The organism is Mycobacterium sp. 852013-50091_SCH5140682, assembly GCF_001665685.1.
Lineage (GTDB): Bacteria > Actinomycetota > Actinomycetes > Mycobacteriales > Mycobacteriaceae > Mycobacterium.
This window is the reverse complement of sequence record NZ_LZTB01000127.1, coordinates 1-14,069: the sequence shown is the minus strand read 5'-3', so window position 1 is coordinate 14,069 and position 14,069 is coordinate 1. Positions and strand designations below refer to the sequence as shown.

Below are 14,069 nucleotides of genomic sequence, written 5' to 3'. Positions count from 1 at the left end.
CGCGTTCGTCCATACATGCTCGGGTAGACAGTGATCGGGGAAGGACCCCTCAGCTATGGAACTCGCTTCGTCCGCATCTTTGAAACCCGCCCGCCATCTGGAGATCGAGCGCAAATTCGACGTCGCCGAGTCCGCGGTCGTGCCGTCGTTCGAGGGGCTGGCCTCGATCACCAGGGTGAGCCGGTCGCCATCCGAGGTGCTCGACGCCGTGTACTTCGACACCCCCGAGCACGATCTGGTGGCTCATCGGATCACGTTGCGGCGACGCACAGGCGGCAGCGATCCGGGCTGGCACCTGAAACTGCCGGCCGGTGTGAACACTCGCACCGAGATCCGCATGCCGCTGAGCGACGGCGATGACGTGCCGGCCGATCTGCGCGACATCGTCCTTGCAATCGTGCGAGACCGCCCGCTGCTGCCAGTGGCCCGCATCAGTACCAACAGAACAGTTGACACGTTGTACGGCACCGATGGGAACACGCTGGCCGAATTTGCCGACGACCAGGTGACCACGTCTACAGGTGGTGCTGACATCCACTGGCGTGAATGGGAATTGGAGCTTTCCGAGAACGCCGTCGCACAAGACGATGCCGCTGAGCAGACGGCGCAGCGCGTGGCCGGCCGATTGCGGGATGCCGGCGCCGTGGCCGCCGGCCACGCGTCGAAATTGGCGCGGGTACTCGGCTCTTCAGCTGGACGGACTGAACATGCTGCGGGGCAGCGTGATTCGGTTCACCGAGCCATCGCCGAGCAGCTCCAGAAACTATTGGAATGGGATCGGGCGGTGCGAGCAAACGAGACGGATTCAGTGCATCAGATGCGGGTCACCACCCGCACCATCCGCAGCCTGCTGCAAGCTTCGCCCGCGGCGTTCGGGCTGCCGGAGGACGGCCGGATCCTCGATGAGTTGCAGGAGTTGGGCGCGGTGTTGGGCACAGCTCGTGACGCCGAAGTGCTGGGCGAGCGATATGCGCGGGCGCTCGACGATCTGCCGGAGATACTGGTGCGTGGACCTGTCCGGCATCGACTCGTCGACGGTGCACGGGACCGGTATCAGTCGGGGCTGCAGGCAGCGCTTGCCGCGATGCGATGCGATGACTACTTCCAACTGCTCGATCAGCTCGAAGCGGTAATCACGGCCGAACCCCTGGCCCAGGCGCAAGACACCAAGAAACTGGCCGAGGCAACGATCGCCGACGGATACCGACGCCTGCGCCGCCGCGTCAAGGCTGCGGCTGTGGTGGACGTCGAACATCACGACATCGCATTGCACCAGATTCGCAAGAGCGCGAAGCGGTTACGCTACACCGCCGCGGCGACGGGACAGATGAAGGTGGCGGACGCTGCGAAAGCCATCCAGACCCTGTTGGGCGATCACCAGGACAGCGTCGTCAGCCGCGGCCACCTCATCGAGCAGGCCGACAATGCCCATAACGCCGGAGAGGACACACTCACCTACGGCGTGCTCTACCACCGGGAAGCCGAGATCGCCGCCCGCTGCGAACAGGGTCTGACCGCTGCACTGAAGGCGCTCGCCAAGGCCGTCCGCGCAGCGCTGTGATGGGCAGACGCGATGCACGAACCGTACTGTGGTAGGCCATGTTTCGTATAGTTTGCATTCACCGACCGTTTACGATGAACGCGGCGAACACCCACTCCGCACCGTCTTGAGGACCAAAGGCCATATCGCACAGGGCTACTGGCGATACACGATTACGGCATGACCGAAGCGCACCAGGTGCCGCAATGCGGCGACCACCCCGTAACAGCCCATCCCTGTCTTCCGCGCCATCGCCTGCGCCTGACGGGTCACCGCGCGCCCGCTGAACACGTCGACGGCGCGTGGTGGCCCGCATCACGACGGCTCGATGTTGAACTACCCCATCTCATAGCAGCCATCGAAGACCGCCTGCCGGCGGTCGTGCTCGTGGCCTATAGCCGCCAGGGTTGGATCGCGCCCTCCCACCGGATCGATCGTGGCGACCGGCCTCCTGTCGAATTGGTCAGTTTTGACAGTGACGAGCCACCCGTTGTCATCGCGATTGGCGAAGACGGCCACCACCTGACGCTGCGTGTCATCGATCCCGACACCGACCAACATGAGGCGGAGTCGGCGCTCGACGAGATACCCCGACGAGCCCTCGTGTCACAACAGGCGAACACACCGAGCGCCCGGTCGGCGGCCGACGTCGCCAAGAAGCTCGCCGATCACGAAGGCCTCAACCGCCCAGACCGAGACACCCAGATTCTGGACTGGTGCCGTGAGGCCGCCGAACGGTTCGACGACGCCCGCATCCAGACCTTTGTGCCCATCCTCGTCGAGCACATCGTCAACAATCGCATCCACAGCGAACACCGACGGGACCATGCGGCCAGACTCGCGGAGCACTGACACACCCGCATCTACAGCTTCCACACAGCAAAACGCCTGAGGTTTGTGGTTGTGGTGTTCGGCTCACTGTCGTACCGTCAACCTAGTTGATTAGCCGTCCTAGCGGAGCTTCCCCCCACCGGTCCGCGCCTGGTCGCCGCTCATTGAAAGGGTTACGGATGCAGCGGGTTTCGATCAGACGTCGGCTGAGTCGACGGTGGATGCTGCTCGTCGCGGTGGTGGTGGTCGCAGTAGCCGCCTTCGCCGTGTATCGCCTGCACGGCGTATTTGCCTCGCACGATGTCACGTCGACTCCCAGCGGCGCGGTCAACGACATCGTCCCGTTCAACCCGAAACATGTGGTCATGGAGGTGTTCGGCCCGCCGGGCACGGTGGCGACCATCACGTATCTGGACGTGAACGCCCAACCGCAGCGCGCCGACGGCGTTGCGTTGCCGTGGGCCTACGACACCACAACGACCCAGCCCGCGGTGTTCGTCAACGTCCAGGCCCAAGGTGACAGCGATTCGATCGGCTGCCGGATCAAGATCGATGACGTGGTCAAGGACGAGAGAACGGTGAACACGCTGAACGCCTACACCTACTGCCTGGACAAGTCCGGATGAGTGGCGACAACGACGCTCGCCACCGGGTTCCGGACCTGATCCGGCGGTTCTCGGTGGTCATCGCGCTGTTCTGGCTGGGCCTGGCGGTGGTGACCAATGTGTTCGTGCCGCAGTTGGAGACCGTTGCCGAATCGCACAACGTGTCCCTGAGCCCGAAGGACGCGCCGTCACTGCAGGCCGCCAAACGTATCGGCAAGGTGTTCGGAGAGTTCGATTCGGACAGTTCGGCGATGATCGTGCTGGAGGGCGACCAGCCGCTCGGCGCCGACGCGCACCATTACTACGACGGTTTGATCCAGAAGCTGCGTCAGGACACCAAACACGTCCAGCACATCCAGGATTTCTGGGGCGATCCGCTGACGGCGGCCGGCTCGCAGAGCACCGACGGCAAAGCTGCGTTGGTGCAGGTATATCTCGCCGGTAATCAGGGCGAGTCGTTGGCCAATGAGTCCGTCGACTCGGTCCGGCGCATCGTCGACGACACTCCGCCGCCCCCGGGGGTGAAGGCGTATGTCACCGGCCCGGCGCCCCTGGTCACCGATCAGTTCGAGGTGGGCAGGCACGGCACGCTGAAGACCACGCTGATCACCATCGGGGTGATCCTGGTGATGCTGTTGTCGCTGTACCGTCGCGTCACCACCGCAATTCTCGTGATCTTCACGGTGATGATCGAGTTGACCGCGTCGCGCGGCGTCGTTGCCGTGTTGGCCAACGCCGGCGTCATCGAGCTGTCGACCTATTCGACGAATCTGCTGACGCTACTGGTGATCGCCGCAGGCACCGATTACGCGATCTTCATCCTCGGGCGTTTTCACGAAGCGCGGTACGCCGGGCAGGACCGCGTGACGGCGTTCAACACGATGTACCACGGAACGTCGCACATCATCCTGGGGTCGGGCCTGACCATCGCCGGAGCCGTGTTCTGTCTGACTTTCACCCGGCTCCCCTATTTCCAGAGCCTCGGCATACCCGCCGGCATCGGCGTTCTCGTGGCCGTGGTGGCGGCGTTGACCCTGGCGCCCGCGGTGCTGGTGATCGGCCGTCATTTCGGTCTGTTCGAGCCAGCTCGCCGGCTGCAGACCCGGGGCTGGCGACGCATCGGGACGGCCATCGTGCGCTGGCCCGGTCCCGTGCTGGTGGTGACGGTCGGGGTGGCTCTCATCGGGCTGCTCGCGCTGCCGGGATACAAGACGAGCTACGACGCCCGGCCCTATATGCCGGCCGATGCCCCGGCGAATGTGGGCTACGCGGCCGCCGAACGGCACTTCTCACAAGCGCGGCTGAATCCCGAGCTTCTGATGGTCGAGGCCGACCACGACCTGCGAAACTCCACCGACATGATCCTGTTGGAGCGCGTCGCCAAGGCGGTGTTCCACACGGACGGCATCGCTCAGGTGCAGTCCATCACGCGGCCGCTGGGCACGCCGCTGGACCACACGTCGATACCGTTCCAGATCAGCGCGGGCAGCTCGGCGCAGATCAACAACCTGCCCTTCCAGCAGGCCCGCGGCGCCGATCTGCTCAAACAGGTTGACGTGATCAACAATTCGATCGACATCCTGCGCCAGCAATATGCGCTGCAACAGCAGTCCAGCGCCGTCACCGACGAGCAGGCCAAGGCCTTCCAGCAGACCGTCGCCACCGCGCAAGATCTGCGGGACAAGATCGCCAACTTCGATGACCAGTTCCGCCCGCTGCGCAATTACTTCTATTGGGAACCACACTGTTTCGACATCCCGATGTGCGCGGCACTGCGGTCGGTGTTCGACGCGCTCGACGGTATCGACGCGCTGACCGATCAGTTGGCCAGCGTCTCGGGCAGCATCACGAAACTCGATGAGCTGCAGCCCAAGCTGCTGGCGCTGATTCCGCCGCAGATCGCCAGCCAGCAGACCAACCGCGACCTGACGCTGACCAACTACGCCACCACCTCGGGCATCAACGACCAGACGCAGGCCGCCCTGCAGAACTCGACCGCGCTGGGTCAAGCATTCGACGCATCGAAGACGGACGACTCGTTCTACCTGCCGCCGGAGGCGTTCACCAACCCCGAATTCCAGCGCGGGCTCAAGCTGTTCCTGTCACCGGACGGCAAGGCGGCCCGCATGATCATCACCCATGACGGCGATCCCGCTACGCCCGAAGGCATTTCGCACATCGACGGCATCAGGCACGCGGCCCAGGAGGCCGTCAAGGGCACTCCCCTGGCCGGCTCCAAGATCTACCTCGCCGGCACCGCAGCCACCTACAAGGACATCCAGGACGGCGCCAAATACGACCTCATGATCGCCGGGATCGCCGCGCTGAGCCTGATTCTGCTGGTCATGATGTTCATCACCCGCAGCATCGTCGCCGCATTCGTCATCGTGGGCACGGTCGCCCTGTCGTTGGGCGCCTCGTTCGGGCTGTCGGTACTGATCTGGCAGGATCTTCTTGGCATCCAACTGTTTTGGATTGTTCTGGCGCTGGCCGTCATCCTGCTGTTGGCGGTCGGGTCGGACTACAACCTGCTGTTGATCTCCCGGTTCAAGGAGGAGATCGGCGCGGGCTTGAACACCGGCATCATCCGGGCGATGGCCGGCTCGGGTGCGGTGGTGACCGCGGCAGGCCTGGTCTTCGCGGCCACCATGGCGTCCTTCGTGTTCGCCGATCTCCGGGTGCTCGGCCAGATCGGGACGACGATCGCGTTCGGATTGCTGTTCGACACGCTGATCGTGCGATCGTTCATGACACCGTCCATCGCCGCATTGATCGGCCGCTGGTTCTGGTGGCCGCTGAGGGTGCGTCCGCGGCCCGCGAGCCAGATGCTGCAGCCCTACGGATCCCGCGCTTCAGTCCGTCAACTACTGCTGTGGGAGGACGGCGACCCGATCGCGGGAACGGCGCCCCGGAGCTAGGCCGGAGCTAGGCCGCCGGTTCGCCTATAAGTTAGTCGAGGTGGCCGGACGACCCACTGCTGAGCAGTTGACTAGCAAACGGCCACTGCCGTCGCGAGTGTGAATCGTCGGTGAAAACTCGGCCCTCAAATCGCCGACGTTTCACAATCGCGAGAGGCCTGGAACTGACCCCGCTGAAATTTCGATCGAGACCATCAAGCCGTCGGCTCAGGGGCCAACAACGGAGCAGCGGGCAGCTTCTTTTTCAACCTGGCCACCCGACGCAACTGCGCGACGATATTCATGGACGTCAGCATGGGAATTCCGCCGATGAACGTCCGGAACGACGGATTGCCGCCGTGGACATGCAGCTCGTACAGGCAGCCGACGACATAGAAGAACCCCATGGTGAAGAGCACGGCCGGGATCGCGTACGCGAGCGGGTTGCGCGCGTCGTTGACCAGTTCGGTCGCGTACTCGAACTCCTCCTCGGTCAACGGTTCACGCTTGCGTACCTTCGCCAGCACCGCCTTGTGGGCGCCCACCTGTTCGCCCATCGGCGCCGGTATCCGGTTCTCCAACCGAGTGATGTACAGAAACACGCAGGTGGCGAAGACAATTGCCATCACCGCGGCGAGGATTGTGAGATCGCCCCAGATACCGAGATCCACCGTGGCAGCTCCTTTACTGAGATCTGCTAAGTACGCTACCTCAGTCGAGGGTTTCCAGGCGCTCGTTCACTCTTGCCAGCGCCTCGTCGAAGACTTCTACCTTTTCGCCGCGCTTCTCGTTGGCGGGCTGCGCGGCGCCGCGAGCGCCTTCAGCCCCCACGCGCGCGGCACCCTGGCGCCGCAGCAGGCTGAAGTTCTTCTCGCGAGCTTGCCGGAGCCGGCTCTGCAGGTCCCTCAGCGCCTTCTCATCCATCCGAGCCAACGCTTCGGGATGCGACTCGGCGATCAAGGAGCTTTCCTGCGGGGTCAGGTTCACGTGGTTGCTCATCCTTGATTCATAGCGTGCACCGCGCAGCCGCACCCGAAGAATCGCCCGAGATCTTCGCGAACCGTGGCACCCCGGCCAGTCCGAGTTCATATCACTGGCCGGTCTCCAACAGCCGCGGCAGGTTCAGCACCAGTTGCGCGTCTCTGGTGACCTCCAGGCTGAGGATTCTCGAGGCGCCGAGTCCGTCGAGCAGATCACTGAGTGGGCCGCCATGGCGAGTGATTGTCACGTCTCGCGGCAAGGTGCGTTGAGCGAATGCCAGCGTGTTGGATTGCACCGAGGTCTGATGCCATTGCCCATCGACCAGGTGGACCATGGTGTTGGTCCCCATCCGGGACTGCGACGGCACTTCGGCGAATTCCGGCAGCGGCGCTTGCAGGGTCACATCCGGTTGCCCTGTGGGACCGATGATTTCGGCGTGCACAGTGTCGCGCATACTCACACTGATGTCGGTGCGCCACTTCGGGAGCTGGTAGCCGCTGACGCCGCGTACCCGGGCGATCTCGGTGGTGACGGGCAAGGCAAGCACGTGGGCGTAGAACTTTCTATGCCGCATCGCGTTGATCAATTCGAGCTCGGGCAACAGCTCGGAGACCAGACCGCGCTGACCGGGTTTCCGGACGACGACCGCGACCGACACCTCGTCGTAGGGATCGTTGTCGCACACCGCGTACGAGAAGAAGGTCAGTGCAGCCACACCGAAACCGGGTGCCGCACGCAGTGGTTCGAGCGGGGCCGGCAGCATCGCGCCCAGGCGGTCGAGTGGCGCCAGCATGTTGGCCTGGACGATGCAGGCGCGATAGTAGAAGTTCGGCGCCCAGATCGGCCCGACGCGGGATTCGACTTTGACCTTCGGGATCCTGCGGAACCAATCGATGTTGCCCACCGCGGGATCCTGCGCCACCTCATCCAGATTCGGGTGCGAACGGTAACGGTCGTAGTACCCGCCTTTCGGCACTTCGACGGTCTGGCCTGCGAATTCGACCTCGGTGAGCTGGATACTCATCGTGCTGTACCTCGTCTTTCATCGGGATTGGTAGCTCCAGGCTGACAGCGGGACACCGAGACCCACAGGTGACGGATGGCCAAAAAGTTGTGATAAGCGGCCAGATGCGTGTGTGGCGAGGCCGATTGGGCGAGCATCGTGCGTGAGGAGGCAACCATGACCGAGATCAAGCCAGTACTGGAGCCCGAGGCCGCCGAGTTCTGCAAGGCCACCGACTCCCCTCCGTTTCTGTACCAACTACCACCCCAGGAGGGGCGCAGGGCGGTCGACGAGGTGCAGTCCGGTGCCCTGGAGATGCCCGCGATCGATGAGGAGTGGATCACCGTCGACGGCGGACCCACCGGCTCGGTGAAAGTGTGCATAGTCAAACCCGCCGGAACGAGCGCGACGCTGCCGGTCATCTTCTACATCCACGGCGCGGGCTGGGTGTTCGGCAATGCGCACACACACGACCGGCTGGTTCGCGAGTTGGCTGTCGGTGCGGGTGCCGCCGTGGTATTTCCCGACTATGACCTGTGCCTGGAGGCGAAGTATCCGACCGCCATCGAGCAGAACTACGCCGCTGCACAGTGGTTCTTTGCACATGGTGATGAAAAGGGCTTGGATGCTTCACTATTCGCTGTCGCAGGCGATTCCGTGGGCGGCGACATGGCCGCGGTGCTGACCCTCATGGCCAAAGACCGCGACGACGTCACCATCTGCCACCAGGTGCTGCTCTACCCGGTCACCGCAGCAGACTTCGACACCGCGTCGTACCACCAGTTCGCCGAGCACCATTTCCTGACGCGCGAAGGCATGAAGTGGTTCTGGGATCAATACACCGCTGGACGAACTCGTCACCGGCTGCGCCGAAAGTGGCCTTGTGCAGGTGTGATTGCTCGATAAGCTTCTGCAAAACGCAAGGGAGACAAGGATGACCGACAGCTCATCGGATTGGGAGGTGGTCGGCCGGGCGAACTACGTGTCGTTCACCAGCTACCGCAAGGACGGTAGCGCAGTGTCAACTCCGGTATGGATCGCCCCGGCCGAGGGCAAGCTCTACTTCTTCTCGGAGGTCGGCGCATACAAGGTTAAACGCGTCCGCCGCAATCCGTCTGTGACGCTGCAGCCCTGCGATGTTCGAGGGAAGACCAGGCCCGGCGCGCCCGTCGTCGAGGGCACCGCACGCGTGCTCGACCACACCGAGACCCCGAAGGTCCGCAAGATCGTCAATCGCAAGTACCGGTTGTTGGGACCGCTGAGCGAATTCGGTGTGTGGCTCACCCGTCGTCAGAGAGCGTCGTTCGCCATCGAGATCGCCCCGAGGCAGTAGCCGGTCAGCTACCGAACACGGACACGACTTTTTTGGCAGTGGCCTTCGCTGATCCCGGATTCTGGCCGGTTACCAGCCGACCATCGGCGACGACGTAGGAGGTAAAGGGAATCAGGCCCTTTTCGTACCGGGCGCCGCGCTTCTTCATCTCCTCTTCGACGTTGTAGGGCACCAGCTTGTCGACGCGTGCGAGCACCTCCTCCGACCAGGAGAACCCGGTCAGCTTGCGCCCGGCCACCAGAAGCGAACCGTCCGACAGGGTGGTGTTGAGCAGTCCGGCATAGCCGTGGCAGACCGAGGACACGATTCCGCCGCGCTCGAAGATCTCACGGGTGATACGTTGCAGCCCTTCACTATCGGGGAAGTCGAACATCACCGCATGGCCGCCGGTGAAGTAGATCGCGTCGAAGTCCGCGGCGTCGATCTCGTCAGGCGAAGCGGTGTTGGCCAGCAGTTCCATCTTGGCGGGGTCGGCCTTCCACGACTTTGCGCTCTTGTCGTAGTTCGGAAACTTCAGCGAGCGCGGTTCCAACGGGGACAAGCCGCCCTTCGGGCTGACGATCGTCTGTTGATAACCCGCCTCGGCGAAGATGTCATACGCGTGTGTCAGCTCCGAGAGCCACAACCCGGTCGGTTCGGACGGATCCTCGTAATGGGAGACGTTGGTGACGACGTTCAGGATGCGCTTGGTCATGTCCCAAGGATTCCGGTGGCGAGCCAGCATTGCCAGCAAGTGGCCACTTCTCACAACTTGTTGGCCATCCATCACCTGTCGAGCGATGCGTGCTCGTTCCTAACCTGGATAACGCATGATGAGAGCAAACAGCCAGACACGGCGACGCGAGGTGTATGTGAGTACGCACGAGGTTCTGCGTTCGCCGGCGAGCGCTGCGCTACTCGTCGATCTGGCCGCCGAGCACGGGATGCCCCACTCCGACGCACTGCACGGCACGCCCCTGACCCGAGAAGCGCTCGACGACCTCGACGCCGAAGTCCGCCTTCGCGACGAGTTGCAGATCCTCACCAACATCCTCGACGCACTGCCTGACGTTGCGGGGCTCGGAGTCGAGGCCGGACTGCGCTGCCATGCCGCATCGCCCGGGATCTGGGGGCTCGCGCTCATGAGCTCCCGGACACTGGGAGACGCGATGTCGGTGGGGATGTCACTCGCTGCGCTGAGCTTCTGCCTGTGTCGGCTCAGTGTCACCACAGATACGGCCGACGGTACCGGCAGGTTGGTTCTCGATCCCACGGCACTGCCGTTCGGCATCCGCCGATTCGCCGTCGAGCGCGACAGCACGGGCATCCAGACACTGCAGCGCGACCTGCTCATGAACCCCGATGCCCAACTGCGGGTTGCCTATACGATGAAGCGCCCACTAGAAGACGAGGTTCGGAGGTACACCGAGGTATTCGGCGTTGAACCTGAATTCGATGCACCGCAGAACTGCCTGATCGTCAGCCTGGAATCCCTGAGCGCGCCGCTGCCCCAAGCCAATCAGTACGCCCGGTCGATGGCGGAGAAACAAGCGGTCGAACTGCTCAGGCAGCGATCGGCGCGGGCCGGTGTCGCCGGCCTGCTACGCGACCTGATGCTGGCGAATCCGTCGCCGGTGCTGTCGCTCGACGAGGCCGCGCGGCAACTCGCCGTCAGCTCACGTACGCTGCGGCGGCACCTCGCCCAAGAAGGGGTGTCGCTGCGGGTGCTACAGGAAGAGGTGCGCGAAGCACTGGCCGAGGAACTGCTGGTCACCGACGGGCAGTCGGTCGCGGAAATCGCTGAACGCCTTGGTTATTCTCAGGTTTCCAGCTTCACCCAGGCCTTCCGGCGGTGGAAGGGTGTCGGGCCCCAAGAGTATCGGCGGCGGGCACGCCCTCGATGACTACGCCAGATCTTCATGCCAAGCGACCCGCAGCGAGCCTGGTGCTGATGCTCGACTGGGCCGCCGAGTTCGGCTTGACCGCACAACAGTGTCTGGCAGGCACCAGGATCGCTCCGGCCACAGTCCGAGGCCCCGCCGCCGAGGTGAGCGGACAACAGGAACTCAGGGCCATCGCGAATATCGTTGCGACCCTTGGGGACCGACCAGGACTCGGCCTGCAGGCCGCGGCGAGGTATCCGGTCACTGCCTTCGGGGTGTGGGGATTTGCCATTCTCACCAGTCCGACCCTGGGCGAAGCTATCGACGTCGCAGTGAAATTCGTGCGACTGAGCTACGCCTTCTGCACCTTTGAAACTCGACGCCACGGCGACGAACTCTCGATCGTGATCGATGCCCGCTCCGTGCCGCAGCCCGTCCGCAGGTTCGTGCTGGAACGTGACGCAGCCGCCATTCCCAATCTCTACCGCGAGATCCTCGGCACCCCGCCGCCACCGAGCCGCATCTCGTTCGCACTCCCCGACCCCGGACCGGCCGTCGGGTTGTACGAGGAGATGTTCGGCGCAGTACCCGAATTCGGCGACGCGATAACCTCGGTCACCTTGCCGGCCGAGCTGCTGAATGTGCCACTGCCGCAGGCCAGTGCCCGCACCGCCAAGCTCACCGAACAGCAGTGCCGGCTGCTGCTCGAGCAGCAGGAAGCCAGAACGGGACGGGCAGGTCTGGTGCGCGATCTGTTGCTGGTCGACCCCGCCCGGCCCCCGACACTGGCACAGGTGGCGGAGCGGCTGTCGTGCAGTACGCGAACGCTGCGAAGACAATTGGAGGCAGAAGGCACCTCATTCCGGAAGCTCCTCGACGAGGTGCGCCACCACCTCGGCACAGAACTGCTGCAGAGCGGCATGACGGTCGAGCAGGTCTCAAACCGGCTGGGATACAACGACGTCAGCAATTTTTCGCATGCATTCCACCGATGGAAGGGCGACAGCCCACGGGCTTATCTGGCCCGGCAGAACACGACAACATATCCGAGAAACAGGTAGAGGAGTTCACCGCATGTACGCGATAACGTTCGACGGTTTTGGCGATCCGGAGGTGATGGAGTGGGCTCAGGTCGACGACCTGCCCGCACCGGGTCCCGGTCAGGTTGCCATCGACGTGGTGGCCGCCGGAGTGAATCGCGCCGATGTGATGCAACGGATGGGCTTCTACCCACCGCCTCCCGGCGTCAGTGATGTCCCTGGCCTCGAAGTCTCCGGGTACATCGCCGAAGTGGGTGCCGGAGTGCAAGATTGGTCTCCCGGCGATGCGGTGTGCGCCCTTTTGGCCGGCGGCGGATACGCCGAGCGGGTAAACGTGGCGGCCAGCCAGGTGCTACCCGTACCCGATGGCGTCAGCGTCACCGCCGCGGCGGCCCTGCCCGAGACCGCCGCGACCGTGTGGTCCAACGTGGTGATGACCGGCGAACTACAGAGCGGGCAGGCTCTGCTGGTCCACGGCGGCGGCAGCGGAATCGGCACGCATGCAATACAAGTCGGCCGCGCGCTTGGCGCCGACGTGGCGGTGACCGCCGGTTCGCAATTCAAGCTGGACCGCTGCCGCGATCTCGGCGCGCAAACGTTGATCAACTATCGGGATCAGGATTTCCCAGCCGTGGTCAATGCCGAGTATTCCGGTGCCAATGTCATTCTCGACATCATGGGCGGCAGCTATCTCGCCAAGAACGTCGAGGCACTGGCTGAGAACGGTCACCTGACGATCATCGGGCTCCAGGGTGGTGCCACAGCCGAACTCAATCTCGGTGCGCTGCTGTTCAAACGGGGATCAGTGCACGTGACAAACCTGCGCCGGCGGCCCGAGCAAGGGCCAGGCTCCAAGGCCGAGATCATCTCCGAACTGCGTAAGCACCTGTGGCCGTTGATCGCCGAGGGCGCCGTCGCGCCCGTTGTCGCGGCAGAAATCCCGATCACCGATGCTGCGGAAGCCCACAAGCTCCTCGACTCCAACGAGACGGTCGGAAAGGTTCTACTGGTGGTGCGCGAAGCCTGAAGGGCCAGGTGGCTTGGCGCGACCCTCGAACATGTGTTCCAATAGGCCTCAGCCCGGCCCGCCCAGTGTGGGCGAAGTTTTCGAGGAGATCGCCACAACAATGACTGTAGAAACCCTGGTAGCAGGCACGTCGTCGACCGACTCCGACACCGCAGACGTCTCGGCTCCGTCGATCGAGAACACCGCGCCCGCGAGTGCGCCCAGGAAGGCACCGGCCAAGAGGACGACCGCCAGGAAGACCAAGACCCTCGAGCTGACCCTCACGGTCACCGGCACAGCCGACGGCGAATGGCGGGCGGACCTCAGACAGGGCTCCACATACCTGGCCCGCGACCTCGCCGTCGCGGCCGCCGCAGTCTCCCGAGCAGCCAAGGAACTTCATGAAGACCTCTCCACACCGATCGATGAGGTGATCGAAGAGGCTCGTGCCCAGCAGGCCGCCAAGGTCGCCGCCTTGGAGTCTGAGCTGGAAGCGGCCCGCAAGGCGCTCGCCGACCTGGACTGAGCGGTCACCGTTCGACGTCTGCTCGTCGAGCTCGACTCTGGCGGAGCGTCGGTGCCCACGACGCGAATGTCAGTGGAGCCATCGCCCGCCAGGATGGTGATTCGAACCGGACAGGTAGTCGTCGGGATCGCGGCCCTGATGCTCACTCAATGGTGGCGAAGCAAAATCACACGTACAGCGAAGCAAATGGCTCGAACGGCAGATTCCTGATGCCGAACCAGACCATCACCACCACCAGAGCGATCATCGCGGACCAACGGTAGTTCTGCCAACTTCGTACCCGTTGGCCGGAGATGCGCCCATAGGTCCACGCACCAAAAGCCCATGCGAGGAGCCCGACCGCCAGAAGTCCGATCGCGTTAAACCTCAGCGCCGCGAACAAATCGCCATGCATCAGGGAGTACAACATTCTCTTATACACATCTGACGCTGCCGACGATCGCAT

Annotated in this window: 14 protein-coding genes and 1 pseudogene; 10 read left to right on the top strand and 5 right to left on the bottom strand. The window is 63.8% G+C overall.

Going from position 1 to position 14,069, the window contains the following annotated elements; genetic code table 11:
• Positions 1 to 55: 55 nt before the first annotated feature.
• The 4 genes from A5784_RS33595 to A5784_RS33580 all read left to right on the top strand — a co-directional run bounded on the left by A5784_RS33595 (position 56) and on the right by A5784_RS33580 (position 5,894).
• Positions 56 to 1,561 (top strand): CYTH and CHAD domain-containing protein, encoded by a 1,506-nt coding sequence (locus A5784_RS33595; protein ID WP_064949193.1) that lies wholly within the window; start codon positions 56 to 58, stop codon positions 1,559 to 1,561.
• Between the two features lie 159 nt (positions 1,562 to 1,720).
• Complete coding sequence (locus A5784_RS33590) at positions 1,721 to 2,392, top strand: DUF5994 family protein (protein ID WP_064949192.1); 672 nt, start codon at positions 1,721 to 1,723, stop codon at positions 2,390 to 2,392.
• A 158-nt stretch (positions 2,393 to 2,550) separates the two neighbouring features.
• A complete protein-coding gene (locus tag A5784_RS33585) occupies positions 2,551 to 2,997 on the top strand; it encodes an MmpS family transport accessory protein (protein WP_197514974.1) in 447 nt (148 codons plus the stop codon).
• Positions 2,994 to 5,894 carry an MMPL/RND family transporter gene (locus A5784_RS33580; protein WP_064949190.1) on the top strand — a complete coding sequence of 967 codons (2,901 nt, stop codon included), beginning with the start codon at positions 2,994 to 2,996 and terminating at the stop codon, positions 5,892 to 5,894. The genes A5784_RS33585 and A5784_RS33580 overlap by 4 nt, the downstream gene beginning before the upstream one ends.
• A 194-nt stretch (positions 5,895 to 6,088) precedes the next feature.
• Here the strand turns inward: A5784_RS33580 and A5784_RS33575 are convergent, their stop codons facing one another.
• The 3 genes from A5784_RS33575 to A5784_RS33565 all read right to left on the bottom strand — a co-directional run bounded on the left by A5784_RS33575 (position 6,089) and on the right by A5784_RS33565 (position 7,878).
• A complete protein-coding gene (locus A5784_RS33575; RefSeq protein WP_232006349.1) occupies positions 6,089 to 6,544 on the bottom strand; it encodes a hypothetical protein in 456 nt (151 codons plus the stop codon).
• Positions 6,545 to 6,584: 40 nt separating this feature from the next.
• Positions 6,585 to 6,872 (bottom strand): hypothetical protein, encoded by a 288-nt coding sequence (locus A5784_RS33570; RefSeq protein WP_064949189.1) that lies wholly within the window; start codon positions 6,870 to 6,872, stop codon positions 6,585 to 6,587.
• A 91-nt stretch (positions 6,873 to 6,963) separates the two neighbouring features.
• Positions 6,964 to 7,878 carry a hypothetical protein gene (locus tag A5784_RS33565; RefSeq protein WP_064949188.1) on the bottom strand — a complete coding sequence of 305 codons (915 nt, stop codon included), beginning with the start codon at positions 7,876 to 7,878 and terminating at the stop codon, positions 6,964 to 6,966.
• Positions 7,879 to 8,034: 156 nt separating this feature from the next.
• Between A5784_RS33565 and A5784_RS33560 the strand changes: the two are divergent.
• Together A5784_RS33560 and A5784_RS33555 are read left to right on the top strand one after the other, a co-directional pair.
• Positions 8,035 to 8,706: pseudogene (locus A5784_RS33560) on the top strand (alpha/beta hydrolase); the annotation flags it as partial.
• An 85-nt stretch (positions 8,707 to 8,791) separates the two neighbouring features.
• On the top strand, positions 8,792 to 9,190 hold the full coding sequence (locus A5784_RS33555) for a PPOX class F420-dependent oxidoreductase (RefSeq protein ID WP_064949187.1): 399 nt from the start codon (positions 8,792 to 8,794) through the stop codon (positions 9,188 to 9,190).
• 4 nt (positions 9,191 to 9,194) lie between these two features.
• Here A5784_RS33555 and A5784_RS33550 read toward each other — a convergent pair whose 3' ends face one another.
• Positions 9,195 to 9,884 (bottom strand): type 1 glutamine amidotransferase domain-containing protein, encoded by a 690-nt coding sequence (locus tag A5784_RS33550; protein ID WP_064949186.1) that lies wholly within the window; start codon positions 9,882 to 9,884, stop codon positions 9,195 to 9,197.
• A 157-nt stretch (positions 9,885 to 10,041) separates the two neighbouring features.
• Here A5784_RS33550 and A5784_RS33545 point away from each other — a divergent pair, with 157 nt between their 5' ends.
• The 4 genes from A5784_RS33545 (at position 10,042) to A5784_RS33530 (ending at position 13,624) form a co-directional block, all read left to right on the top strand.
• On the top strand, positions 10,042 to 11,073 hold the full coding sequence (locus A5784_RS33545) for an AraC family transcriptional regulator (protein WP_232006348.1): 1,032 nt from the start codon (positions 10,042 to 10,044) through the stop codon (positions 11,071 to 11,073).
• On the top strand, positions 11,070 to 12,113 hold the full coding sequence (locus A5784_RS33540; RefSeq protein WP_064949185.1) for an AraC family transcriptional regulator: 1,044 nt from the start codon (positions 11,070 to 11,072) through the stop codon (positions 12,111 to 12,113). Before A5784_RS33545 ends, A5784_RS33540 begins: the two co-directional genes overlap by 4 nt.
• 13 nt (positions 12,114 to 12,126) lie before the next feature.
• Positions 12,127 to 13,119 carry an NAD(P)H-quinone oxidoreductase gene (locus A5784_RS33535; RefSeq protein ID WP_064949184.1) on the top strand — a complete coding sequence of 331 codons (993 nt, stop codon included), beginning with the start codon at positions 12,127 to 12,129 and terminating at the stop codon, positions 13,117 to 13,119.
• Between the two features lie 100 nt (positions 13,120 to 13,219).
• Positions 13,220 to 13,624 (top strand): DUF6319 family protein, encoded by a 405-nt coding sequence (locus A5784_RS33530; protein ID WP_197514973.1) that lies wholly within the window; start codon positions 13,220 to 13,222, stop codon positions 13,622 to 13,624.
• 166 nt (positions 13,625 to 13,790) lie between these two features.
• On the opposite strand, the gene A5784_RS33525 is transcribed toward A5784_RS33530, so the two are convergent.
• On the bottom strand, positions 13,791 to 14,069 hold a 279-nt coding region (locus tag A5784_RS33525), incomplete at its 5' end, for a DUF2752 domain-containing protein (RefSeq protein ID WP_064949183.1).